At 62.8% G+C, this 22089-nt stretch carries 23 protein-coding genes; 8 read left to right on the top strand and 15 right to left on the bottom strand.

Going from position 1 to position 22089, the window contains the following annotated elements:
- Positions 1-51: 51 nt before the first annotated feature.
- Together ACP3TE_RS06505 and ACP3TE_RS06500 are read left to right on the top strand one after the other, a co-directional pair.
- Positions 52-477, top strand: coding sequence for a DUF779 domain-containing protein (locus ACP3TE_RS06505; protein WP_013347532.1), 426 nt, complete (start codon positions 52-54; stop codon positions 475-477).
- A gap of 9 nt (positions 478-486) precedes the next feature.
- Positions 487-939 (top strand): pyrimidine dimer DNA glycosylase/endonuclease V, encoded by a 453-nt coding sequence (locus tag ACP3TE_RS06500; RefSeq protein ID WP_105658982.1) that lies wholly within the window; start codon positions 487-489, stop codon positions 937-939.
- 20 nt (positions 940-959) lie between these two features.
- On the opposite strand, the gene ACP3TE_RS06495 is transcribed toward ACP3TE_RS06500, so the two are convergent.
- From ACP3TE_RS06495 to ACP3TE_RS06455, 9 genes are all read right to left on the bottom strand, one after another.
- The gene (locus tag ACP3TE_RS06495) at positions 960-1943 is read right to left on the bottom strand and encodes a diaminopimelate dehydrogenase (RefSeq protein WP_332728308.1); all 984 of its coding nucleotides are present in this window, start codon (positions 1941-1943) and stop codon (positions 960-962) included.
- A 114-nt stretch (positions 1944-2057) separates the two neighbouring features.
- A complete protein-coding gene (locus ACP3TE_RS06490) occupies positions 2058-2216 on the bottom strand; it encodes a hypothetical protein (protein WP_166650877.1) in 159 nt (52 codons plus the stop codon).
- Between the two features lie 23 nt (positions 2217-2239).
- Entirely contained in the window at positions 2240-2518 is a 279-nt protein-coding gene (locus ACP3TE_RS06485; protein WP_105658980.1) for a metal-sensitive transcriptional regulator, read from the bottom strand.
- Positions 2519-2545: 27 nt separating this feature from the next.
- Entirely contained in the window at positions 2546-2890 is a 345-nt protein-coding gene (gene trxA, locus ACP3TE_RS06480; RefSeq protein ID WP_105658979.1) for a thioredoxin, read from the bottom strand.
- On the bottom strand, positions 2887-3756 hold the full coding sequence (locus ACP3TE_RS06475; RefSeq protein WP_332488496.1) for a sulfite exporter TauE/SafE family protein: 870 nt from the start codon (positions 3754-3756) through the stop codon (positions 2887-2889). The genes trxA and ACP3TE_RS06475 overlap by 4 nt, the downstream gene beginning before the upstream one ends.
- 3 nt (positions 3757-3759) lie before the next feature.
- Entirely contained in the window at positions 3760-4299 is a 540-nt protein-coding gene (locus ACP3TE_RS06470) for a rhodanese-like domain-containing protein (protein ID WP_105658977.1), read from the bottom strand.
- Positions 4300-4331: 32 nt separating this feature from the next.
- On the bottom strand, positions 4332-5717 hold the full coding sequence (locus ACP3TE_RS06465) for an MBL fold metallo-hydrolase (RefSeq protein WP_402697709.1): 1386 nt from the start codon (positions 5715-5717) through the stop codon (positions 4332-4334).
- A 119-nt stretch (positions 5718-5836) separates the two neighbouring features.
- A complete protein-coding gene (locus ACP3TE_RS06460; protein ID WP_332728309.1) occupies positions 5837-6289 on the bottom strand; it encodes a hypothetical protein in 453 nt (150 codons plus the stop codon).
- A gap of 4 nt (positions 6290-6293) precedes the next feature.
- Positions 6294-6962 carry a GntR family transcriptional regulator gene (locus tag ACP3TE_RS06455; RefSeq protein ID WP_105662720.1) on the bottom strand — a complete coding sequence of 223 codons (669 nt, stop codon included), beginning with the start codon at positions 6960-6962 and terminating at the stop codon, positions 6294-6296.
- Positions 6963-7092: 130 nt separating this feature from the next.
- On the opposite strand from ACP3TE_RS06455, the gene ACP3TE_RS06450 reads away from it, so the two are divergent.
- On the top strand, positions 7093-9924 hold the full coding sequence (locus tag ACP3TE_RS06450) for an FAD-binding and (Fe-S)-binding domain-containing protein (protein ID WP_402697707.1): 2832 nt from the start codon (positions 7093-7095) through the stop codon (positions 9922-9924).
- 122 nt (positions 9925-10046) lie between these two features.
- Here ACP3TE_RS06450 and ACP3TE_RS06445 read toward each other — a convergent pair whose 3' ends face one another.
- Positions 10047-11507: an HNH endonuclease gene (locus tag ACP3TE_RS06445; protein WP_388063525.1), complete on the bottom strand. Its 1461-nt coding sequence runs from the start codon at positions 11505-11507 to the stop codon at positions 10047-10049.
- Positions 11508-11841: 334 nt separating this feature from the next.
- On the opposite strand from ACP3TE_RS06445, the gene ACP3TE_RS06440 reads away from it, so the two are divergent.
- A complete protein-coding gene (locus tag ACP3TE_RS06440; protein WP_105662734.1) occupies positions 11842-13323 on the top strand; it encodes an amino acid permease in 1482 nt (493 codons plus the stop codon).
- 68 nt (positions 13324-13391) lie between these two features.
- On the opposite strand, the gene ACP3TE_RS06435 is transcribed toward ACP3TE_RS06440, so the two are convergent.
- The 3 genes from ACP3TE_RS06435 to ACP3TE_RS06425 form a co-directional block, all read right to left on the bottom strand.
- Complete coding sequence (locus tag ACP3TE_RS06435) at positions 13392-13577, bottom strand: hypothetical protein (protein ID WP_388026044.1); 186 nt, start codon at positions 13575-13577, stop codon at positions 13392-13394.
- Between the two features lie 265 nt (positions 13578-13842).
- On the bottom strand, positions 13843-14151 hold the full coding sequence (locus tag ACP3TE_RS06430; RefSeq protein WP_332489301.1) for a hypothetical protein: 309 nt from the start codon (positions 14149-14151) through the stop codon (positions 13843-13845).
- Between the two features lie 541 nt (positions 14152-14692).
- Complete coding sequence (locus ACP3TE_RS06425) at positions 14693-14974, bottom strand: hypothetical protein (RefSeq protein ID WP_388026047.1); 282 nt, start codon at positions 14972-14974, stop codon at positions 14693-14695.
- 461 nt (positions 14975-15435) lie between these two features.
- Here ACP3TE_RS06425 and ACP3TE_RS06420 point away from each other — a divergent pair, with 461 nt between their 5' ends.
- The 3 genes from ACP3TE_RS06420 to ACP3TE_RS06410 all read left to right on the top strand — a co-directional run bounded on the left by ACP3TE_RS06420 (position 15436) and on the right by ACP3TE_RS06410 (position 18216).
- A complete protein-coding gene (locus ACP3TE_RS06420) occupies positions 15436-16611 on the top strand; it encodes a thiamine pyrophosphate-binding protein (protein ID WP_426735800.1) in 1176 nt (391 codons plus the stop codon).
- A complete protein-coding gene (locus ACP3TE_RS06415) occupies positions 16578-17105 on the top strand; it encodes a thiamine pyrophosphate-dependent enzyme (RefSeq protein ID WP_426735798.1) in 528 nt (175 codons plus the stop codon). The genes ACP3TE_RS06420 and ACP3TE_RS06415 overlap by 34 nt, the downstream gene beginning before the upstream one ends.
- A gap of 73 nt (positions 17106-17178) precedes the next feature.
- The gene (locus tag ACP3TE_RS06410; RefSeq protein ID WP_105658970.1) at positions 17179-18216 is read left to right on the top strand and encodes an endonuclease/exonuclease/phosphatase family protein; all 1038 of its coding nucleotides are present in this window, start codon (positions 17179-17181) and stop codon (positions 18214-18216) included.
- Here ACP3TE_RS06410 and ACP3TE_RS06405 read toward each other — a convergent pair.
- Both ACP3TE_RS06405 and ACP3TE_RS06400 read right to left on the bottom strand, forming a co-directional pair.
- Positions 18213-19514 carry a D-arabinono-1,4-lactone oxidase gene (locus ACP3TE_RS06405; RefSeq protein WP_402697704.1) on the bottom strand — a complete coding sequence of 434 codons (1302 nt, stop codon included), beginning with the start codon at positions 19512-19514 and terminating at the stop codon, positions 18213-18215. The two genes, ACP3TE_RS06410 and ACP3TE_RS06405, sit on opposite strands and share 4 nt — an antisense overlap.
- A complete protein-coding gene (locus ACP3TE_RS06400; RefSeq protein ID WP_402697702.1) occupies positions 19511-20701 on the bottom strand; it encodes an alanine racemase in 1191 nt (396 codons plus the stop codon). Before ACP3TE_RS06400 ends, ACP3TE_RS06405 begins: the two co-directional genes overlap by 4 nt.
- 113 nt (positions 20702-20814) lie before the next feature.
- Here ACP3TE_RS06400 and ACP3TE_RS06395 point away from each other — a divergent pair, with 113 nt between their 5' ends.
- Positions 20815-21579, top strand: a complete 765-nt coding sequence (locus tag ACP3TE_RS06395) for a hypothetical protein (protein ID WP_105658967.1) — start codon at positions 20815-20817, stop codon at positions 21577-21579.
- The last annotated feature ends 510 nt before the right edge of the window (positions 21580-22089 follow it).

Genomic DNA, 22089 nt, shown 5'->3' with positions numbered 1-22089 from the left:
CTGGCCACAACGAGATAAATCCGGACGTGGACAACGAGGCAGGAGCAGGACATGAGCACCGTAACCGAAACACGCGCCGCAATCGAGGGCGAAGAGTTCTCGCGGGTGGCCTTCACCTCCGAAGCCCTGGACCTGCTGCGCAAGCTGTGGGGGATCCATGGCCCGCTGATGTTCCACCAGTCCGGAGGATGCTGCGACGGGTCCTCGCCGATGTGCTATCCGGCCGGCGAGTTCCGCACCGGGGGATCGGACATCCGGCTCGGCGTGCTTTCCCTGGACGGCGCTGATGGCACCGCCCTGGGCGACATTGATTTCTGGATGTCCAAGGAGCAATTCGAATACTGGAAGCACACCAAGCTCACCGTTGACGTGGTCAACGGGCGGGGATCCGGTTTCTCCGTCGAAGCCCCGGAGGGCAAGCGCTTCTTGATTCGCAGCGAGATCATCGAGTTCCCGGCTGGCCCGAACCCCGACTAGGCTTGGCCCATGCGACTGTGGTCCCTGCACCCCTCATTGCTCGACGCCAAAGGGCTGGTTGCCTGTTGGCGTGAAACACTGCTGGCCCAGAAGGTGCTCGCCGGCCAGACCAAGGGCTATACAGGGCACCCGCAGCTTCTCCGGTTCAAGGCGCAGCCCGCCCCGCTGGTGCATATGGGCGGCTATCTGCAGGGCTTGTGGGACGAAGCGGCTGTCCGGGGCTATCGCTTCGACGCCGCGAAGATCCTGCATCCGGCAGCCGCCGCGCAGCTGGAAAAGATCCCGGTCACCCAGGGGCAGGTGCACTTCGAGCGCGAGCACCTGCTGCGCAAGCTCTCCGTCCGGGATCCCGCGCGCATCGCCCGCTTGGAACCGGCAGGGCAGGTGGCCCTGCATCCGCTGTTCGTGCAGGTCCCGGGGCCAGTGGAGGCCTGGGAGAAGGATGCGCTCGCCAGCGGGTGAGCTGCTGGCCCGGCAAAATCCTAGAGCAGCTCCGCGCGCAACTGTGCGGGGGATTTGGGCGAGAGCAGCCCCGGGGCCACATCGTAAACGGTCTGCGCACCGGTGATGCCGCGCTGGTTCATCCGGAAGGCGGCCCGGGCGTAAGCCACCAGCACGCTGGAAGTGAATTCCGGGTTGGAGCCAAGGGCCAGCGAATACTCGATGACCTGCTTCTGCTCGTCGCTGGTATTGCCCGAACGGATCACGAACCCGCCATGCGGCATACTCGAATGCTCGGCGGCCAAGGTCTGCTCGTCGATGAACTGCACCGTGGTGTCGTACTGGTCGAAGTAGTACTCCATGGTCACGATGGCTTCGCGCACCGACTCCGGATCGGCACCGTCTTCGAGCACGACAAAGCATTCGCGCTGGTGCTTCTCGCGGGTGCTCAAGGAAGGGCGCTCGCCGGCCCGGACCCGGTCGATAGCCTCCTGGCTCGGGATGGTGTACTGCACGCCGGCGGCGACGCCCGGGACGCGGCGGATCGCATCCGAATGCCCCTGGCTCAGCCCGCGGCCCCAGAAGGTGTAGGTTTCGCCGTCAGGCAGCAAGGCCTCCCCGAAGACCCGGTTGATCGAGAACATGCCCGGATCCCAGCCCACGGAGAGCAGCGCGGTCTTGCCAGCTGCCTTCGCCGGGCCGTCGATGGACGCGTAGTACTCGGGGATGCGGGCGTGGGTATCGAAGCTGTCCACGGTGTTGAACAGCGCCGCGAACTTCGGGCCCTGCTGCGGCAAGTCCGATTTCGAGCCGCCGCAAAGGATCAATACGTCGATCTGCGCGGCGTGCTTTTCCAGCTCATCGATGCCGAACCGCGGTGCCGGCTGAGCCAGCTGGAGGGCCTGCGGATCACGGCGGGTGTAGACGCCCACCAGCTCCATATCCGGATTCTTGGCGATCGCGGCTTGGACGCCGCGTCCCAGATTCCCATAGCCAGCAATACCGATGCGGATCTTTGAAGTCATGCCTGCCGTTTCCTTGGGGGAGTGAAGTTTGCTCAGCCGCGGATGGGCTAAATACTTCGGATTATGCCAACGAATCCCGGGGCAGTGAAACCCTTGACCCTCTATGACCCCGGCTTAGCCGAACAGGCGCTTGAAGAAGCCCTTCTTCGGTTCGGCTTCGTGGCCCTGGCAGCGGTCCTTATTGGGGACATTGCGCATAGTTGCTTCAACGTGCTGGCCGCAGCCAGCCCACGTGGTCTTCTGGCAGATCTTGCATTGAACCTGGCGGCACATAATTTTTTCCTTTTCGTCAGTAATCAGGACAGGGAGAGGAAGAGCTTTTCGAGTTCTTCGACGCTCAGGCCGTCTTCTTCCTCGGAAGCCTTCTCGGGATCGGCGATGCAGTACTGCATCGCGGTGGAGACAATGGCGAATCCGGCGCGGTCCAACGCGGTGGAGACGGCGGCCAGCTGAGTGACTACCTCTTTGCACGAACCATCGGTTTCCACGGCGTTGATCACCGCATCAAGCTGGCCTCGGGCACGCTTAAGGCGGTTGAGGATCCGCTTGCGGGTCGCTTCGTCAGCAGTACGCATCAATTTCTCCTTGGTACGGGTAGCGGGTTAGTCGTCTTCTGCAATTTCGGCATCCAGGTGTTTGAGTTGGACGAGCAACTGCTCCATAGCGCCAGAGCTCAACGCTCCGGGTTTTGAATGTACAAGTATCCCATCCTTGAACGCCATGAGCGTCGGTATGGATGCAATCCGGGCTGCCTGCGCCAAATCCGGCTGGGTTTCGGTATTCACCTTGGCGAAGGCGATTTCAGGATGCGCCGCGGATGCTTCGTCGAAAATCGGGGCAAAGCCGCGGCAAGGACCGCACCAAGGCGCCCAGAAATCCACGAGCACCAGCCGGTTCCTTGCGATGAACCCAGCGAAGTTCGAAGCTGACAATTCAAGCGGCTTCATCGGGTTTCTCCTTTCAGAACGAGCGGGCAGCGCGCCCCCATCGCCGGAATTTTGTTGCACAGCAGCACCAATGCGCCCGCGAGGGCTGCAACCGCAACTACGACCAGCCCGCCGGGAGCCGGCAGTTCCTGGCTGAGCACGAACACGCCCATGGCCAAGACGAAGTAGCCAAAACCCTTGCGCAAAGCGCGTTCGTCGATCCTGCGCGAAAGCCGTGCGCCGATCAACGAACCGAGGATCGCGGTGGTCGCCAGCCCTGCGGCCAGCGGCCAATCCAGTGCAACTGAATTCAACTGCCCGGCCAGGCCAGTGATCGAATTCAGGGTGATCACCAGCAGGGAGGTGCCCACCGCCTGTTGCATGGACAGCCCGGCCAGCAAAGCCAGTGCAGGGACGAGCAGGAAACCGCCTCCGGCACCGACCAGGCCGGTGACCATGCCAATGCCCAAGCCGACCGGGGCGGACAGCCACAACGACTGTGTTGCGCTGCCAGTGTTTTTCCGTCCGCGGATCATCCCGCGGGCACTGGCCAGCATGATGATCGCGAAACCGAGCATCAGCAGCTGGGCAGGGATCCCGCTGGCCAGCAGCCCGCCGCCAAAGGCGCCAAGCATGCTGGTGGCCGCGAAGACCATCCCCTGTTTCCAACGCACATTGGCCTTGCGGGCATGCGGGATCAGGCTCGTTGCCGAGGTCGCACCGACCACCAGCAGGGAGGTGGCGATCGCTTCCTTGGCGGGCAACCCGGCTACATAGCTGAGCAGGGGAACCATCAGGATTGAACCGCCGCCGCCGAACAGTCCCAGGGACAGCCCGACGATGCTCGCTAGTGCAAGGGCCAGAACCAGCAGCGGTCCGAACTCCATGGCCTACTTCTTTACTTTGTTCCAGGGCATCTTGCCCAAGAAGCTGATCATCGGGCAAGAATCCCGCAGGGCTGAGAACACCAGTCCGCCACCGATGGCCGCCGAAAGATAGGCGAACTTCGGGGAGATGAACTTCGCTCCGAGCAACCCGGCGAGCACCACGGAACCTGCGGTCATGCGCATCTGGCGGTCCAGCGCCCAACGCTGCACGCCGCGCACCATGGTGCCGCCGGCATTTTCGTAGGCGGTGACGCCGCCAAGCAGTACCGTGCTGTGCTCGATCTGTTGCTCCTGCAGGGCACGCTGCGCCTTGGAAGCACGGTTGCCGCTGTGGCAGATCAGCACCGGCTTGCCTGGAATCTTGGCGAGCACCTCGGTGGCGTTGGCGGTGAATTCTTCGAGCGGCACGTTGTACGAGCCGGGAATGTGGAGGGTTTCGAATTCGCCCGCGGTGCGCACGTCAATCAAGGCGAGGTCCGTGTCGGGGGCTTCCACCAGGCATTTAAGTGCTTCGGCGTCCATGGTGGTCAAAGGGGTAGTCATTGAATGCAGTTCAGCTTTCGTGGCGGGGGTGGCTAGTTGGCGAAGGAGGACCAGCCGAGGTAGCTGCCCTCAAGCTCGACGACGTTGTAGCCGGCATCGCGCAGTGTGCTGGCGGCCACGGCATTGCGCATGCCGCTTTGGCAGTAGGTGACGATGGTGCCGCCGGCGGGCAGCTGATCGAGATTCCACAACACCCGTCCGCCGGACAGCTGCTTGGCGCCCGGGATATGCCCGGCGGCGAACTCGGTCTTGTTGCGGACATCCAGCAGCATCTCGTACTCGAAATCGTCCAGCTGTGCCGGGGTGATCGACTTCGGCTTCACCGTTGGCAGGCCTTCCAAGCTGGTGGTGAAACCCTTGACCGCGTCGATGCCCACGCGCATTAGGTGGGCGCGGATCGTCGCGGCGTGTTCGCCGGTCTCGGCCAGCACGATCAGGGCGCGTTGGTCCTTTTCCGGATCGTAGGCCCAGGCGCCGAAGCTGGCGGTCTTCGCCGTACCCGGGATGGACAGCGCGCCGGGAACGGTGCCTGCGGCGATCTGGGTGTGCCCACGGGTATCGACGAACACCGAGACCCCCGCCTCCAGCTGCTGGAGGAGCTGCTGGACGGGTATTTCAGCTAGGGGGTCGAGCTGGCCCAGGATGGCTGGGCCCAGGCGGTTCTGCCGCTTCATGCGGCCGAAGTAGGCGTGGGCGTCAGGCTGGCCGTTGAGCAGTTCGGCGATGAAGCCGTCCTGGTCGTCGTTGGCCAGGTAGGTGCTCCACCAGGCGAACTCGCGTTCGTAGCCCAACGTGGTGGAAGGGACCGCGCCCAGCGCTTTGCCGCAGGCGCTGCCCGAGCCGTGGCCTGGATGCACCTGGATGTAATCGGGCAATTCTGCCAGGGTTTTCTTCAGCGAAGCAAAGAGATCGCGGGCGCCTTCGAAGCGGGTATCGACACCGCCGGCGGCCTCGTCCAGCAAATCCGGACGGCCTAGGTCGCCGGCGAAGATGAAGTCGCCTGAGAGCAGGTAGCCAGGGTCTTGGCTGAAGGCTCCGTCGGTGATGGCGTAAGCCAGGTGCTCCGGGGTGTGGCCCGGGGTGTGGCGGGCGGCGATGCGCAGGTTGCCCAGCGTGATGATATCGCCATCCATCAAACGTTCTGCCTCGAATCCGTACTGCCAATCTTTGCCGCCCTCGCCCGAAACGTAGCTGGTGGCGCCGGTGGCGGCGGCTAGTTCGCGGGTTCCGGAAAGGTAGTCGGCGTGGATGTGGGTTTCAGCGACGGCCGTGATGCGCATGCCGTGCTTGGCAGCCAGGGCAAGGTAGTCGGCGATGTCGCGGCGCGCGTCGACCACGAGAGCTTCGCCTTTGGCCTGGCAGCCGATGAAGTAGCTGGCCTGCGCGAGATCTTCGTCGTAGAGGCGTTCAAGCAGCATGGTTGGTTCCTTTCAAGGTGGATTGGAACCAGACTAGTCTATACCCCCGGGGGTATGTCAAAAATACGGGTGGGGGTATGTGCGGAGGCCCGCAATGCCGCTAGGCGGGAAAGGTGTTTTTATGCCCGGGTGAAAGTGCGCAGCCAGCCGGTTAGCCGCAGCTGCTCCGCGGGGTCCAAGGTTGCCAATAGCTGCAGGGTGCCGTCGTCTGCGGGGCGCAGAATACCCAGGTGATCGGCTGGAACATCGGACATCGCCTCACCAGCCGGGGAATCGGGCGATGCGCTCGCCGCCCTGGAGATGAAGACCTCGTCGGGTGAACCGTTCCAACCCTCGAGGATCGAGATGGTGCCTTCCAGCAGGCGCAGGGCCTCGTGCGCGTGGATCCATGCGCTGGCATCCTTGGCAGCCAGCTCGAACCCGGCTTCGGGAACAATCTTTCGCAGGCCCGTGGCCAGGACGCGCGCTTTCGCGCTGAGCCCCTCGGCCTGGAAGGCGGCTACCGCATCCAGGCGCTGTGTCATGCGCGCGAAGTCCTGCTCAATGCTTTTCCTGCTTGCGAAAATGCCCATGCTCCTATCTTCGCCTACCTTGCGAAAGGCTGTCGAGGTGCTCGGCCAATCGGGTGCTGGCGCGGGAGAGGTGCTGGGCCAAAACCTCTGCCGCGCCCTGGGCATCGCCGGCGGCGATGCATTCGAGCAGGCGTTCATGTTCGCTGGCGATGTCCGCGGTGTTCAGCAGCGTTGCATCCTGGACGTGGGTCATGCACAGGCGGATCTCATCGCTGAGCTGGCCGTAGATTGCGCTGGTACGGGTCGAATCCAGGGCCTGGACCAGTGCGGAGTGGAAGCGGACATCCGGATTGACGATCTGGATCGGGGAAGCATCGCGCAGTGCGGTGATTTCGGCATTGGCCTCGCGTGCAGCTTCCGGGACCTGTCCGGTGCTGGCCAGCAGCCGCACGGCCTCTGCTTCGATGATGGCGCGGGTGCGGTAGATGTCGCGGGCGTCGGCGGATGAGAGCAGCGTGACTTTCGCGCTCTGATGCGCGTTGCGCGTCAGCAGGCCGCTGGCAACGAGGTTCTCCAGCGCGGCCTTGGCGGTTGGCCGGGCCACTTCATAGTGCGCGGCGACGTCCACTTCGCCCAGCGGGGTGCCGGGAGACAGTTCCCCGCTGAAAATCCGGGCACGCAGGGACTTGACGACGGCCTGAACCACGGAAACCACACCTAAACGGGCCGCCATCAGGGTCCTTTCGAGCCGCGGAAAATTTACCTAACAAGTATCCCATGAATAGTACTACTATGGCTTGTGTACTTGTAAGACAATTTCCGTATTCGGCAAGCGCCGCTTGCCAACTGCACAGGAGCGCACCATGGCATTGAGCACGCCAGCACTCGGAGAAACGACGGTTTCATCCGGCATCCTCGATCTGGTCGGCGACCAGGATCGCGTCAAGACCCGATCCATCGACCGCGTTGCCTACGCCTCGGATGCCTCGCACTACCTGTACACGCCGCAAGCTGTCGTGCTGGCCAAGGACGCCGCGGAAGTCTCCGCGCTGCTGGCTGCGGCCGCGCGCGGCAACCAGCCGGTCACCCTGCGCTCGGGCGGCACCTCGCTGGCCGGGCAAGCCAGCGGCGACGGACTGATGATTGATGTGCGCCGCAACTTCCGCGGCATCACCGTGCTCGATAACGGAGCGCGCGTGCGCGTACAGCCCGGTGCCACCGTCCGCCAGGTCAACGCACGCCTGGCCGTCTACGGCAGCAAGCTGGGGCCGGATCCGGCCAGCGAGGCGGCCTGCACCATCGGAGGCGTGATCGCGAACAACTCCTCGGGCATGGCCTGCGGCACCGAGTTCAACACCTACCGCACCCTGGAATCCATGACTTTCGTGCTCCCCTCGGGCACCATGATCGACACCGCGGATCCGCAGGCCGACCGCAAGCTGGCCGCCGCAGAACCGCAACTGGTCGCCACGCTGGACAAGCTGGGCCAGCGCGTGCGCAGCAACCCGGCCTCGGTCGCCAAGATCGAGAAGCACTTCGCGCTGAAGAACACCATGGGCTACGGCATTAATGCCTTCCTGGACTACGACACCCCGGCAGAGCTGATGGCCCACCTGATCATCGGCTCCGAGGGCACCCTGGCGTTCGTCGCCGAGGCCGTCTTCCGCACCGTGCCGATCCGCAAGCTGGCCATCGCCACCTTGGCCGTCTTCGATAACCTGGATCTGGCCACCCGGGCGCTGCCTGAACTCGTGGATTCCGGCGCCGCCACCCTGGAACTGATGGATTCCACCTCGCTGCGCGTGGGCCAGTCGCTGCCCGGCGTGCCGGATGCCATCATGGGCTTCGACGTCGACCAGCAGGCCGCCTTGCTGGTCGAATACCATGCGGACACCGAAGAGGAACTGGCCGGGCTGCGCTCCGCTGGCCAGTCGCTGCTCGACGCATCGGCATTGCGCGCCCCAGCGGTGCTGTCCCCAGATGCGAAGAACCGCCAGGCCGCGTGGAAGTTCCGTAAGGGCCTGTATGCTTCGGTAGCCGGTGCCCGCGCCACAGGCACCACCGCGCTGCTCGAAGACGTCGTGGTCCCGGTAGAGTCCCTGGCCGAAACCTGCGACAGCCTGCAGGAGCTGTTCACCGAGTACGGCTACGCGGATTCGGTGATCTTCGGCCACGCCAAGGACGGCAACATCCACTTCATGCTCACCGACCGTTTCGAAGGCGATGCGGCGTTGAACCGGTACAACTCCTTCAACGACAAGATGGTCCAGCTGATTCTGGACAAGGACGGCAACCTCAAGGCGGAGCACGGCACCGGCCGCGCCATGGCGCCGTTCGTGCGCGCGCAGTACGGCGATGAGCTCTACGAGGTGCACCTGGAGCTGAAAGCCGCCTGCGACCCGCGCCTGATGATGAACCCCGGGGTGATCATCGACGAAGACCACGCCGCGCACATCCGCAACATCAAGCTCAACGAGACCATCGAGATCGAGGCCGACCACTGCGTGGAATGCGGCTATTGCGAGCCGGTCTGCCCGTCCAAGGACCTGACCCTGACCCCGCGCCAGCGCATCGTCGTGCGCCGGGCCATCGCCAAGGCCGAGGCCGAGGGCAACGCCGAGCTGGCGGCCGAACTGGAGCGTGACTACGAATACAACGGCGTGCAGACCTGTGCCGTGGACGGCATGTGCGTCACCGCCTGCCCGGTGGGCATCAACACCGGCCTGCTGGTCAAGCGCCTGCGCCGCGGAGACGCGCACCCGGTCCTGGAAGCCGGCTTCAAGGCCGCAGCCAAGGGATGGGGACCTGCCACGCGCGCTGGTTCGCTGGCCCTGAGCATCGCCGATAAATTCCCTGCTTCGCTGGTCCGCGGTGCCACCGATGCTGCGCGCAAGGTGGTCAGCACCGACACCATGCCACGTTACGATGCCGACCTGCCTGGTGGCGGCAAGGCGCGCAAGCCCATGGCCGGCAACTTGGGTGCAGCTGGCACCGAGCCGCTGGCCATCTACCTGCCAGCCTGCGTGAATTCGATGTTCGGCCCTGCAGGAGACGGGGAAGGAGTCGCCCCGGCGTTCACCAAGCTGCTGCACGCTGCTGGCGTCTCGGTTTACGTTCCCGAGGGCATTGAATCCACCTGCTGCGGTACCCCGTGGACTTCCAAGGGCTACGAACAGGGCCATGAGGTCATGGGCCAGCGCGTGCTGGAAGAAGTCCGTGCGGCCATGCCGGGCAAGGTCCTGCCGATCATCTCCGATGCCTCCAGCTGCACCGAAGGCTTTGCGCATACCCTGGCCGAGCATGGCTACGAAGTGGTTGACCTGCTGGCGTTCACTTCGCAGCACTTGCTGGAGAAGCTGCCAGCGCTCGAGAAGATCTCCTCGGTCACCTTGCACCCAACCTGCTCGTCCACGCAGATGGGCCTGAACCCGGACATGCAGAAGATCGCAGAGGCTGTGGCAGATACCGTGAACACCCCGGTGAACTGGGGCTGCTGTGGTTTTGCCGGTGACCGCGGCATGCTGCATCCGGAGCTGACCGAGTCGGCTACCGCTCGCGAAGCTGCCGAGGTTCGTGAACTGGATGCGCAGGAACACGCTTCGTGCAACCGCACCTGTGAACTGGGCATGACCCGTGCGACGGGCAAGGAATACCGCCACATCGTTGAACTGCTGGCAGACGCCGCCAGCAAGTAGAGGTCGGAGCAAAGCCGCTTGGAAAGTAGTTTCCAGGCGGCTTTGTCGCAGGATGCTGCGCAAAGCCGGTGGCGTCGAGCGGCATTAAGCCATGAGTACGCGCAATGGTTGCTTGCCGGGAGTCAGGCTGCGAGGTCTTCAGGGCCATCCTTGGGCTTCAGCCGTTCCTTGAGTTGCTGTATCCATTTCGAGTCGCGTCTCAATTGCGGGAACGGCTTGTGCGCGTACCCCGTGGCTGGTGGGGCGGTGGACTTGTAGGACATCGCCGAGCCGGGGCAGATCATGATGGTGTGGCCGTTGCCGTAGGTCGTGTATTCGTACCAGCCGGCGGCTTCCTTGGCTTTGTTGCAACTAGCGCAGCGGCCATCGCCGTTGAAGACGGTGCTCTTGCCTCCGCGGGCGTATTGCTTGACGTGGTCTATTTCCTCCACGATGCCGTCGCAGAACGGGGTGCGGCAGTGCCGGTCGCGGATCGCGATGAACTTCTTGAGCTTTTCCGGGAAGATCCGGGCTTTGGAGTCCATGGCGATCAGGTCCTGGTCGCCGGGTGCTGTGTAGAGGCGGGCCAGTTCGGTGCGCACGTCGAGCTGTTCGATCAGCTCCGTGGTGGGTTTGGCGTCCATTTGGTCGAAGGTCAGGCTGTTGGGGATCTGGTGCCCGCTGATCCATTCGCGCACGCTCTGGGCGGGGATGAAGCCGTAGCCTTCCAGATAGGCTGGTTCGCGTTCGCCGGCGAACAGGGCCCGGTCGGTCATGACTACCGCGACTTGCAGGGCGATGGGCATCTTGGAGGGTTCGCCGACCATCATGTAGCTGAAGAGCAGGTCGGCGCGGATCTGGGTGCGGGTGCGCGGGTCGCCTTTTTTGCGCAGGGTTTTGGATTCTTCGTCGAGGTAGCGTTTGAGGCACATGCCCTGCAGCAGGGGGTATTCGCCGTGGATGATGATGCGGCCGTGCTGGTCGTCGATTTTCAGGGTGAGGTTGCGTTGCTCTTCGACGGTTTTCTGCTTGATGGAGTCGGGGTCGGAGATGTAGGCCAGGGCGAATTTTCGGACTGTTTCCTTGATTTGGGTGGTGCCCATGGATTCGAACATGTGCGGGTTCTGGGCGTAGAGCTGGTCGAATTCGGTGCGGCGCTGGGGTTTGAGGTTTTGGAGCGGGGTGAGGATGGCTTGGGTTTGGGCTTCGGTGAATTCGCCGCGGGCGCAGGCGGCGGCGAGGTTCGGGGTGTCTTCGAAGAGGATGCGGCAATTGACCAGGTAGTTGCGCATGCCGTGGGGTGATTGCTTGCGGGCCAGGGCGACGCAGGCGGCTGCGCCGCGGGTTTGGTCATCGAGGTGGATGCCGCGTTCTTCGTGGTCGCGGACGTATTCTTTTTCGATTTGGTGGGCGAGGCCGGCTTGTTTGCAGCGTGCTGCGGAGATGAGGGCTTCCAGCAGTTCGATGCCGTGGGCGCAGTCGGCTTTGCTGCCGTGTTCTTCGAGGGCGGAGAGGTCGTTTTGCACGGTTTGGACGTGGAGGTCGAATTCCTCGGGGGGTGCTGGTGGGGTGAGGCTGTTTCCGTGCGCCTTTGCTTCGGACATGTTCTAATTATACTTCGCTTGTTCGAACATGTCTTCTAATAGTGTGGAAAACTTCAGGGGTTTTCGATAGGCGAGAGTGCGCGAAGCGGAATAAAATGCATAAATATGCATTCCTGATCATGAAATCCATCTCAAAAGCTGACTGCCGAGCGATGCGCAAATACGGCTAATGCCCAAGAAGAAGCGGGAATTAGTGCGAACCCGCCGGATTCCTGAAAAGTCGGGACCAGCTGGATTATGACATGATATTCCAGTTCAGAACTTCCACGCGCAGCGCCCGGCCGCATCCTAGGCAGGGGCGAGGCAGCACCACCATTTCCCTTGAGGATCCGCGATGAACCGCAAACCGTCCGTGAGCTCCAGTCCGGCCACCCTGCTGGGCGCGCAGCTGCGCCGCCGCAAGTCGATCACGAATATGATCGCCGAAGCGGAAACCAATGCAGGGGCAGGCCAGCTGCGCCGCACCTTGGGCATGTGGCAGCTGACCATGATCAGCGTCGGCGCCACCATGGGCACCGGCATCCTGGTGATCCTCGGCGATACCGTGCCGATCGCCGGTCCGGCCATCTGGATCTCGTTCGTGATCGCGGGCATTACCGCGCTGCTTTCGGCGGTGTCCTATGCCGAAATGGCCGGCATGGTTCCGGTTTCCGGCTCCAGCTATTCCTATTCCTATGCCACCATGGGCGAAGGCATCGCCTGGATCTGCGGCTGGTGCCTGGTGCTCGAATACGCGGTGTCGGTGGCTGCGGTGGCCGTGGGTTCGGGCCAGTACGTGAACGAAACGTTGCGCACCTTCGGCATGGAGCTGCCCGAGCTGCTGGCTGGCGGCCCGGCCGACGGCGGAGTGGTTAACCTGCCGGCGCTGATCGTCGTCGCACTGGCCACCTTGCTGCTGGTGCGCGGGGCGCGCGAGTCGGCCATCGTGAACTCGATCGTCGTGGCCATCAAGGCCGGCATCCTGCTCTTCTTCTCGGCCGTCGCCTTCAGCGCCTTCAATGCGGGCAACTTCGAGCCGCTGCTGCCAATGGGCGCCGCCGGCGTGACCGCGGCGGCATCGAGCGTGTTCTTCTCCTATATCGGCTTCGACGCCGCCTCGACGGCCGGCGAGGAAGCCAAGAACCCGAAGCGCGACCTGCCCCGGGCGATCATGCTCTCCATGCTGATCGTGACCATCAGCTACGTGCTGGTGGCCGTTTCGGCGATCGGCGCGCGCGAATGGAACTGGTTCGAAGGCGCACAGGCGCCGCTGGTGCAGATCATCGGCGAACTGACCGGGCAGCCGATCTTCGTGCTGGTCTTCGCGGTCGCCGCCGTGCTGGCCATCGCCTCGGTAGTGCTCACCGTGCTCTACGGCCAGACCCGCATCCTGCTGGCCATGTCGCGCGACGGGCTGGTGCCCGCGGTGTTCGGCAAGGTCTCGGCCCGCACCGGCACCCCGGTCGCCGGCACCTGGATCACCGGCATCCTGGTGGCGGTCACGGCCGGGTTCATCCCGCTGGGCGCACTGGCCGACGCCACCAGCATCGGCACGCTGTTCGCCTTCGCGCTGGTGGGCGCCTCGGTGATCTACCTGCGCAGAACCCAGCCCAAGGCCGAGCGCACCTTCCGCGTGCCGCTGTACCCGCTCACCCCGATCCTGGGCATCTTCGCTTGCCTGTTCCTGATGAGCCAGCTCGGTTGGCATACCTGGCTGGTATTCATCATCTGGATGATCGTCGGCGCAGCGCTCTACCTTGGCTACGGCCGGCGCCGTTCGCGCCTGGGCCAGATGAGCGCGCAGGACTACGCGGCCAGCCACGGAAACGAAAAGTAGCTGCGCGCAGCACGCAGCAAGCGGGCGGGACCCGGCAGCCACAGGCATGCCGGGTCCCGCCCCTTTAACTACTTGCCCTGGTAGCTGAGCCCGAAGCCGTAGTCGAAGAGCGCTCCATCGGCAGTTTCGCCGTAGCCGGGCAGGTCGCTGAACTGCTCGGTGATCGCTTCGCGGGTGCCGGCCAGCGCGAACGGCATGCGCCCCTGCGGGGCGAACTTGCCCGAGAGGATGTCCATCAGCGCGGTGTCGGACATGCCGAAGCCGGCGACGATCGAAAAGCCCGCACTCTCGGATACCCCTTTCGGGGATATGTTGGGTTTTGAGGGATGACTTTGAAATCGTCGAATCTGTCTCAATTCCACGTCGCCAATTTGAGCTCACTAGCAAAAGTTCTGCAGCGCTTCCTCATCGCCGACGGCTTGGCCGCGAAAGATTGGCAGCCGCGAGTACATCGGCACTGTCATCAACAAGAGGGGGCGCAATGCTTGAAGTGGTCTGGGGTTCTTCTCTGCCTATGAATCAGGAAGCCCAGAACTGGAAGACCTTCTGCACCTCCGTATGCCAAGGCCGGATGCCATCAGTCCACCCACTGCCTGGCGCGCCCGTGTCTTTATTGACGATGAGCGCTGCCAGCGAAGGCTCTCCACGGTTGATGCAGTCATCGGAAAGGTCGTCCAGGACGTGCCTCAATTCGTAGAAGACGCCTACTCCTTCGATACCGATTGCCTTGCCCAGTTCGCCGTAGGTAACGATCGTGCGCCGCATAGCAGCCATAATCAATGCCGCTCGGGCCTGAGCGACGTCTACAGTCCTGTCTTTTCTAGCCATGAGCTAATCATCCCCCCAGCGCGACGGTAAAGCTATCGACGGCGCCGTCAAAGAATGTCCACGCTCCATCTTCTAGAGTTGGGCAGCTGACGGTTGGTGACGGGGTAACGCGCATGACCATCCAGATTCCTCCGGGCGTGGAGGCAAGCCTCGAAGCCGTGCTCGACACAGCCATGGCAGTCGGGAACTGTTGAACATGGTCCGTATTGTCGAGGCCTTCGGAATCGCCCTGAGGCTGCGGGAGGCGCCACGAAGCGTTCAGCCGGTCCTCCAGGCGGGTGATGGACGAGTCGGCCTGTGTTTAACTACTTGCCCTGGTAGCTGAGCCCGAAGTCGTAGTCGAAGAGCGCTCCATCGGCAGTTTCGCTGTAGCCGGGCAGGTCGCTGGCCTCGTCCATGACGAATGGCTGGCGGATCGCACCGGGCGCTTAATGCCCGTCGGGCTGTTGAATTCGCCGTTCGCCGCATTTGAGGAGCTGCAGGCGAGTTCTGCGAAGTTGGGGGAGGGTGCGGCTTTCCGTACCGCCCCCAGCTCTGGCCCCTAGATTTCGCAGGTTTCGGAGGGCGCGTTGCGGATCAATCCGCGCTCGGCCACCAGCGTGCTGATGAGCAGAATGGCGGCGGCCGCGTTCCAGGGAACGAGCGGCAAATAGCCTTCTGGCGGCAGGTCGGAGAGCAGCCAGCGGGTTACCAGGAACGTGGCCAATCCCAGCGCAAGCGAAATGGCGAATGCGATGCCCCGGTGCTTCTTGGAGACGCCCTGCCACGCGGGGATTGATCCGTCGGCAGGTGCTTCAGAGGTGATTCCCAAGAACTTCAGCATGCTTTCCTTCTCTATAATGTCCGATAGTTGTCATATAAAGATCAAGTCAACTAAGTGTTATTTCGATAGTATCGAATCTGAAAATTGCTGTACATGGTACTTTCGGATGACACTTCGACTTCGAACACCGAGCCCGGGTGAAACTTTTGGCCCCGTGCACGGCGCGCAGGCCACGGTGGCGCCATTCGGCGTCCGGTGCAGCCAAGCGCGGGGGCAGGACCGAGGTGCGTGGGCGCATCGCTCGGAACGCTGCGAGATCGCCCCCGGGGAAGTGTTAATGGGAAGGCGCACTAGCGGCCTAGCGCCAGGCGCGGTTCCTGCCTTATCATCAGTGAGTCAGGAACATGGCCCCGCCAGGTTCCGGCGCTCTCAAAAGGGGCGATACCCGTTGCGGTCCAGCAACCGGTAACGGCAGACATATATGGAATTTCTTCAGCACGATTTCTTGAAAAGAGTCCATAATGTCTAGCGTTTCAGCTGCCATTGCCCACGCCCTCAAGCCGCTGGCCCCGCGGATCTTCGGATTGATGGGCAACGGCAATGCCCACTTCCTCGACGCCGCAGTGCGTGCAGGCTTCGACTACACCGCCGTGCGCCACGAATCGGCCGCCGTTTCGGCCGCCGACGCCTACTTCCGCATCTCCAATAAGCTGGCCATCGCCTCCACCACTTACGGTGCCGGCTACACCAACACCATCACCGCACTGGCTGAAGCCGCCGCGGCCCGGACCCCGCTGCTGTTCGTCACCGGCGACGCGCCAACTTCCGGCCTGCGTGGATGGGACGTCGACCAGGCCGCGATCGACACAGCAGTGCGAGCGCCGCGCTACGTCGTTGACCGCAACAACCCGGGTGCCATCGCTCTGGAGGCGGCCGCCCTGGCGTTGCGCGAACGGATGCCGGTTGTTTTGGCGATCCCTTATGATTTGGCCGCGGTGGATTCGCTCGAAGAGCAGCTGCCTGATTTCGCCTCCCTGCGCAGCACCCCTCCGGCACCGCAGCTGAACTCCACCCAGCTGGAGCAGATCGCTGGAAAGCTCAACGCCTCGCAGCGCACCCACATCCTCTATGGCCGCGGCGCGATCGATGCCGCGGCGCAGGTCCAGTCGCTGGCGCAGAAGCTGGACGCCACCACCTCGGGTACCCTGCTGGCCCGCGACCTGCTGGACTACGAGTTCGATTTGGGCATCACCGGAGGCTTCTCCACCGAGGCCAACGCCCGGATCATCGCGCAGGCCGATACGGTATTGGTGCTCGGCGCCTCGTTGAACCAGTTCACCATGCGTTTTGGCGATCTGGTCGCGCAGGATGCCAGCTTGATCCAGATCGACCTGGGGTGCGCCGCCACCAACCCGCGCGTGGACTATTTCGCCACCGCCGATGCGACCCTGGCCGCCGCGGACCTGCTCGGTGCGGTGGAGCAGGCGCAGGGCGGATGGCGTTCAAGCCTGGACCTGTCCAATCTGCGCACCCGTCCGGCCGGTGACGACCTGGCCGCCGACGGGCAGCTTGATCCGCGCCGCGTGGCCAGCGAACTGGAGAAGATCCTGCCGGCCAATCGCGTGCTGGTGCAAGACGGCGGCCACTTCATCGGCTGGGGCCCATGTACTGGTCGACCACCGGTGCACGCTCCTTGAGCTGCGTGGGCACCGCGTACCAGTCCATCGGCCTGGGCATCGCTTCCATGGTGGGCGCAGGCCCGGCGGCGCAGGGGCGCACGGTCGTGCTGGCCGCCGGCGATGGCGGCTTCCTGATGGGCCTGGCGGACCTCGAATCGATCGTTCGCACCGTGGAAAGTGGCGTAATCGTCATCTACAACGACTCCGCGTACGGAGCGGAAATCCACCAGTACGGATCCGTCGGCCTGCACGAAGACCCGATGCTGATCCCGACCGTGGATTTCGCCGGTATCGCCAAGGCCATGGGAGCCACCGGAATCCGCGTTGACACGCTCGAAGACCTCGCCGGGGTCCAGCAGTGGGTGGATGCCGGAGCCCGGGGCGTGTGCCTGGTGGATGCCCGTGTCTCGATGCATGTGCGTGCTCCTTATATGGACGAGGTCCTTTCCGCGAACAAGAAGGCCGCCGCGGCTGCGGCATTACAATCCGGTAAAGGTGGTGGCAAGCGGTAGCCGAACGTCGTAGGGTGGTTGAGTGCGCAAGTTATTAGTCGGAACAGCAAGTCTGGGTCTAGGGGCACTTTTGATGTTCCCCGCAACCGGCGCTTTTGCTGCACCCACTGGCCCTGGCGACTCGGCGGGTGCCAGCGCAGCGCAGCTTTCCGAGACCTCGCTTCGCGTGGCAACCATCCAGGCAAATCTCAGCGGCGAAACCCCCCAGGAGCTGCCCGCGAACCTGATGCGCGGATCCGACCGCCAGGCGGCGCAGGTTGCAGACAAGATCAGCAGCGCCAATGCGGACGTGGTGGTTCTGACAGATATGGACGCCACCCAGGACGCGGTTGATGCACTGAACGACCAGTATCTGAACAATCCCGACGATGCCCGCGCCGATGTGGAATACGGGTATTCCTACCTGGCCGTGGGCTCCAAGGGCCTGCAAAGCGGTGCCGATCTGAACGCTGATGGCGTCATCGGCGGCGCCGAGGATGCGTGGGGCCAGGCCGCATTCGCCGAGCAGGGTTCGATTGTCGTGCTATCGAAGTACCCGATTGCACAAGACCAGGTCACCAGCGTTTCCCAGCTCAAGTGGCAGGACGTTGCCAACGACATGATGCACCACACCGACTTCTCTGGTGTGCTGGCCGCCTCCATTCCGGTGATGAGCACCGGGCTGTGGGACATTCCCATCCAATACCGTGGCGAGCCGGTGCATATTCTTGCGACCCAAACCCAGCCAGATGCACAGGACCAGGAATTCGCCAAGGCACGCCAGGCTGATGAGTTGAAGGTTCTCACCGGCTACCTGGCCGGAGAGGACTACGTTCGCACCGATGAGGGCGAGCAAGCAGAAGGAGTCGGCGAAGACCGCTATGTCATCGCCGGCGCACTTGGCTTGCAGGAGAACGCGGCAGATCGCGTTGAACCATTCCTCCAGGGGCTCAAGCGCGCGAACGCTTTGAATGATTCCGGAAGCTACCTGGTCCCCAGCGCAACTTGGCAGGTATTGGGCCAGGGCCGCATCCAGGAGCATCCGCCAAGCAGTTCCCAGCCCCTGCCCGGAACGGTGCCGGACTTGGTGAAAGCATCAAGCCCGCTGATCTGGACCGATGTCCAGTTCTAGATGCCGAGCAAACCCCGCAGATAAGGATTGAGGAATCGTCCCTCCGGATCGGCAGTTTGGCGCACCCTCGTGAAATCGCTGAATTTCGGGTAGAGCTGCGCCAAATCCGCTGCTTGCAGGCTATGTTCCTTGCCCCAATGCGGCCGGCCGCCCAAAGAACGGAAGATCTCTTCCATGGCCGGGAAGTATCCCGGAGCCTTATCCCGAATGTAGCGGTGCACGGCAATGTACGCTGTCTGCCTGCCGCTGGCGGTACCCAACCAGGTGGAGTCCTCGGCCGCGGTACGCACCTCGACAGGGAAGGAAACTCCAACTCCCGAACGCCTGAAGTACGCTCGCACCTTCGCGAAAGCTTCATCGAAGCCAGCTAGCGGCAGCGCATACTCCATCTCGGTGAAACGCACCCGTCGCGCACTGGTGAAAGCTTCATTCCATGGCGCGATGCTGCTGCGCTCCGGCAGGGCGGCGCAAGCCACCTCATTCAATTTGGCAGTGGTCCGGGGGACCGCTGCGCTCAGCGAGCTGAGCAGCTGCAACGCGCCATTGGAGAGCAGCTCATCGTTCAGCCAGCGGGCCACCGCAGGCGGTTGATCGGCAGGGACCTGGCCGTCGAGCCGGGTATTGATCTTCACCTGGGCTTTGCTGGTGCCCGGGAACCAGAAGAATTCCAGATGGTCTTCTTGCCGGGCACGATCAACAAAGCTTTCGGCGATCTGCCCGATGGGTTCGATGGATTCGGCCGCACGCATCATGTAGTAGGGAACGCACCGCAGCCGGACGTGGGTGAGTACCCCCAGTACTCCCAGGCCAAGCCGGGACGCCTCGAATAATTCGCTATTCTCCTGCGCGCTGGCGCGCAGATGGGTCCCATCGGCCAGCATGAGCTGCACTCCGGTGACCGTTGCGCTGAATCCGCTGAATTCCAGGCCCGTGCCGTGGGTGCCGGTGCTGATTGCTCCAGCGACCGACTGCTTGTCGATATCTCCCATATTCTCCAACGCGAGGTTGAAGGGCCTGAGCAGGGCGGGGATCTGCCAGAGCCGGGTTCCGGCGCGGAACGTCACCTCGTGGGTGCGAGCGTCGACTTCCTCGATGCCGCGAAAGCCATCCAGATTCAGCAAGATCCCGTCGGTATCTGCCAGCGGAGTGAAGGAATGGCCTGCGCCGACGGTGCGCACCGGCTGGTGCTGGTCGGCGGCCTGCTCCAGGCTCTGTGCTAATTCTGCGATGCTGCGCGGAGAATGGACAGCTGCTGGGTGGGAGACCACGGTGCGTGCGAAATTCCTGAAAGTACTCACAGGAATGCTTTCCCTTCTCCACGGTAAGTAGACCATTGTTCGACGATCCTGCCCTTGGAGTACACCGCCGCCTTATTAACGCGTTCGGCCGGTTCGCCGGACTTGGCATGGCGCAGCCACACGGTATCGCCAATGGCAATGCGATGCGCCGAGGGGCCAGTGAGCGGAGTCTGCACTTCGCCGGCGCCTTCCATGGCCAGGTAGCGAAGCTTCTTGGGATGCTCGATGGTGGGCAAGCGGTCCTTGCCGGCTGGACCCGATGCGGCCCATCCGCCACCAAGGATGGTGACCGTTCGCTCATCGGGACGGCGTACTACCGGGAACCCCAGGTACAGGGCAGGGGTGGGGCGGAATGCGCGGTAGGAATCGAAGAGCGCGGGCGCGAATAATCCTGAGCCCGCGGCGATTTCGGTTACCGCTGGTTCTTGGATGGTGCTTTCTACCGAACCGGTACCTCCGGCATTTACAAACCGCAGGTCGCCGAGCTCCCGTACCAATTCCACGGTTTCGGCCCGGCGGTCCGCCAGTTCGGCGGCGCTGGCTTGGCGCAGCTTGCGGGCGATCAGTGCCCTGGGGCTGAAACCCCCATCGGGGACCGAAGCGATTTGGGATTCGTAGCCCATCAGCCCGTCCAAGATGAAGTTGCGCCGGCGGTGCACCTGGGCGGCCAGTTCGGCGACCTGTTCCGGCCGGGTCAGCGGGGAACGCGCGGCGCCGATACGGAGGTTGCTGCTGGGGTAATAGGCAGCATCCAGTTCCAGGGCGACCTTCAGCGGCCCGTGCCCCGGTGCGATCCTGTCGATCAAATCCAACTGCTCTTGGGTATCCACCATGAGCGTTACCTCTTCGCGAGCCTGTTCGCTGGCGGCCCACCGGCTGATCGCTTCGGCATCGGTTTGCGGGTAGGCAACCACCAAGTCCTTCAAGCCATGGCTGGCCAGCCATAATGCTTCGGCCAAGGTGAAGCAGAGAACGCCGCGGAAACCGGGCTCATCCAGGACCCGTTCCAATGCCTTGCGTACACGCAGGGATTTGGACGCGATGCGAATCGGCACACCTCCGGCCCGTTCGCGCAGGGCGATCACGTTGGAATCGAAGGCATCCAGATCGAGCAGCGCGACCGGATGCTCCGAGATCCCGGCGCTTTTCAAGGCGTGGTTATACCGTTTGGCCTGAGCGTTCTTCATAGGCCAACTCTTGCACCAGCGTCGGGGAGTTTCAAGGAATTTTTCAAGACGCTTGCTTGAAAGCGCAAAGCCCAAGGTAACTCTCAGGGTCTTGCGGTTAAGCTGGAGCCATCATGAAAAACGATCCGATTTCAATGACTTTGATTGGCAAAGATGGAAAGCCGCGCTCCGGCGTGCAGGACGCCATCATGAAGGGCATCGGCGTGCAGCGCCCGCTGGTGCTTGCCTACATCAAGCGGCTGCGCAAAAAGCACCCTGACGCTACTACTGCCCAGCTGGCAGCTATTGTCGAGCGCGATTACCTGCGCGTAGTTACCGGTTCCGGTGCAGCCGTGGGTGGAACCGCAGCCGTTCCCGCTGTTGGTACCGGTATCGCCCTGGGCCTATCCATAGCTGCGACCCTGGGCTTCCTGGAAGCCTCGGCGCTGTATGCGCAAAGCCTGGCAGAGCTGCACGGCATAGCCATCGACGATCCGGATCGTTCACGAGTCCTGGTTATGGGCATCATGATGGGCGATGAGGGCAGCTCGATGATTGCCGGATTGACTTCCCAGGCCGCAGGTCGCGGTGGGGGTCCAATCCAGGGATGGGCCAAGTCCTTCGGTGCCAGCAAGTCCACGAGCATCTACTCTGCAATGCAGCGCACCATGCAGAAGAAGTTCCTGCGCAAGATCATTGGCACCCAAGCGGCTAGCACCATCGGCCGTTTGGTTCCGTTTGGGGTCGGCGCGGCCATCGGTGGCGTAGGCAATCGATATATGGCCAAGCGCGTGATCGAGAATGCGGCAGTGGCCTTCGCCGGCATTCCCACGGTGGCGCCAAGCTCTCTGCCCCTGGATGATCCTAGAGTCATTGACGCAGAGATCGTCGAGGACTAGCTGAATCGCGGTAGCCGGCCACTGAGGTGGTCGGCTACCGGCTTTTAAGACGAATTTTTATGCGTTTTACAGATTTTTGCGAGCACCGAACCGCATGAACCCGGGCTTTAATCGGCGCTCAGGAATTAAGTGTGCACGGTCACCGTCAAAAACCACCCACCCGATTTGCAGGACCCCCAAAACCTGTGTATAGTTTTTCCTTGTCGCCGAGAACAAAACGGAAGAAATAACCGGATGTGAAACGGCGGCAGAACCCCAGAAAATCAAGGTTTTTCCACAGTCTTGTGGACAACAATTGAAAAGAATGGGAACTGAGAATACTGGTTCAAATCACAAACAATGGATTTGACTTTCAGGAATTCGAAGTTATAGAATATGAATATAACGCTGGACGAAATTACCGCCTGGAATGGTGGGTAAAGAACCGGTAAGTGTTTGTTGTTTGAGAACTCAATAGTGTGCCAAGTTTGTTGATACCGAATATTTTTATTTGGTGAATACATAACATTT

Source organism: Glutamicibacter sp. 2E12 (genome assembly GCF_050030965.1).
GTDB lineage: Bacteria > Actinomycetota > Actinomycetes > Actinomycetales > Micrococcaceae > Glutamicibacter.
The sequence above is the reverse complement of the archived record's forward strand: the minus strand, read 5'-3'. Positions and strand labels throughout refer to the sequence as shown.

What these genes read in the sequence shown, in the direction of transcription:
- ACP3TE_RS06425 (WP_388026047.1), bottom strand. Translation starts at nt 14,974, where the DNA reads ATGCTGAAGTTCTTGGGAATCACCTCTGAAGCACCTGCCGACGGATCA.
- ACP3TE_RS06400 (WP_402697702.1), bottom strand. Translation starts at nt 20,701, where the DNA reads ATGAAGAACGCTCAGGCCAAACGGTATAACCACGCCTTGAAAAGCGCC.
- ACP3TE_RS06475 (WP_332488496.1), bottom strand. Translation starts at nt 3,756, where the DNA reads ATGGAGTTCGGACCGCTGCTGGTTCTGGCCCTTGCACTAGCGAGCATC.
- ACP3TE_RS06495 (WP_332728308.1), bottom strand. Translation starts at nt 1,943, where the DNA reads ATGACTTCAAAGATCCGCATCGGTATTGCTGGCTATGGGAATCTGGGA.
- ACP3TE_RS06460 (WP_332728309.1), bottom strand. Translation starts at nt 6,289, where the DNA reads ATGGGCATTTTCGCAAGCAGGAAAAGCATTGAGCAGGACTTCGCGCGC.
- ACP3TE_RS06395 (WP_105658967.1), top strand. Translation starts at nt 20,815, where the DNA reads ATGAAAAACGATCCGATTTCAATGACTTTGATTGGCAAAGATGGAAAG.
- ACP3TE_RS06440 (WP_105662734.1), top strand. Translation starts at nt 11,842, where the DNA reads ATGAACCGCAAACCGTCCGTGAGCTCCAGTCCGGCCACCCTGCTGGGC.
- ACP3TE_RS06415 (WP_426735798.1), top strand. Translation starts at nt 16,578, where the DNA reads ATGTACTGGTCGACCACCGGTGCACGCTCCTTGAGCTGCGTGGGCACC.
- ACP3TE_RS06445 (WP_388063525.1), bottom strand. Translation starts at nt 11,507, where the DNA reads ATGTCCGAAGCAAAGGCGCACGGAAACAGCCTCACCCCACCAGCACCC.
- ACP3TE_RS06455 (WP_105662720.1), bottom strand. Translation starts at nt 6,962, where the DNA reads ATGGCGGCCCGTTTAGGTGTGGTTTCCGTGGTTCAGGCCGTCGTCAAG.
- ACP3TE_RS06430 (WP_332489301.1), bottom strand. Translation starts at nt 14,151, where the DNA reads ATGGCTAGAAAAGACAGGACTGTAGACGTCGCTCAGGCCCGAGCGGCA.
- trxA (WP_105658979.1), bottom strand. Translation starts at nt 2,890, where the DNA reads ATGAAGCCGCTTGAATTGTCAGCTTCGAACTTCGCTGGGTTCATCGCA.
- ACP3TE_RS06450 (WP_402697707.1), top strand. Translation starts at nt 7,093, where the DNA reads ATGGCATTGAGCACGCCAGCACTCGGAGAAACGACGGTTTCATCCGGC.
- ACP3TE_RS06420 (WP_426735800.1), top strand. Translation starts at nt 15,436, where the DNA reads ATGTCTAGCGTTTCAGCTGCCATTGCCCACGCCCTCAAGCCGCTGGCC.
- ACP3TE_RS06500 (WP_105658982.1), top strand. Translation starts at nt 487, where the DNA reads ATGCGACTGTGGTCCCTGCACCCCTCATTGCTCGACGCCAAAGGGCTG.
- ACP3TE_RS06485 (WP_105658980.1), bottom strand. Translation starts at nt 2,518, where the DNA reads ATGCGTACTGCTGACGAAGCGACCCGCAAGCGGATCCTCAACCGCCTT.
- ACP3TE_RS06470 (WP_105658977.1), bottom strand. Translation starts at nt 4,299, where the DNA reads ATGACTACCCCTTTGACCACCATGGACGCCGAAGCACTTAAATGCCTG.
- ACP3TE_RS06465 (WP_402697709.1), bottom strand. Translation starts at nt 5,717, where the DNA reads ATGCTGCTTGAACGCCTCTACGACGAAGATCTCGCGCAGGCCAGCTAC.
- ACP3TE_RS06490 (WP_166650877.1), bottom strand. Translation starts at nt 2,216, where the DNA reads ATGTGCCGCCAGGTTCAATGCAAGATCTGCCAGAAGACCACGTGGGCT.
- ACP3TE_RS06410 (WP_105658970.1), top strand. Translation starts at nt 17,179, where the DNA reads ATGTTCCCCGCAACCGGCGCTTTTGCTGCACCCACTGGCCCTGGCGAC.
- ACP3TE_RS06435 (WP_388026044.1), bottom strand. Translation starts at nt 13,577, where the DNA reads ATGTCCGACACCGCGCTGATGGACATCCTCTCGGGCAAGTTCGCCCCG.
- ACP3TE_RS06505 (WP_013347532.1), top strand. Translation starts at nt 52, where the DNA reads ATGAGCACCGTAACCGAAACACGCGCCGCAATCGAGGGCGAAGAGTTC.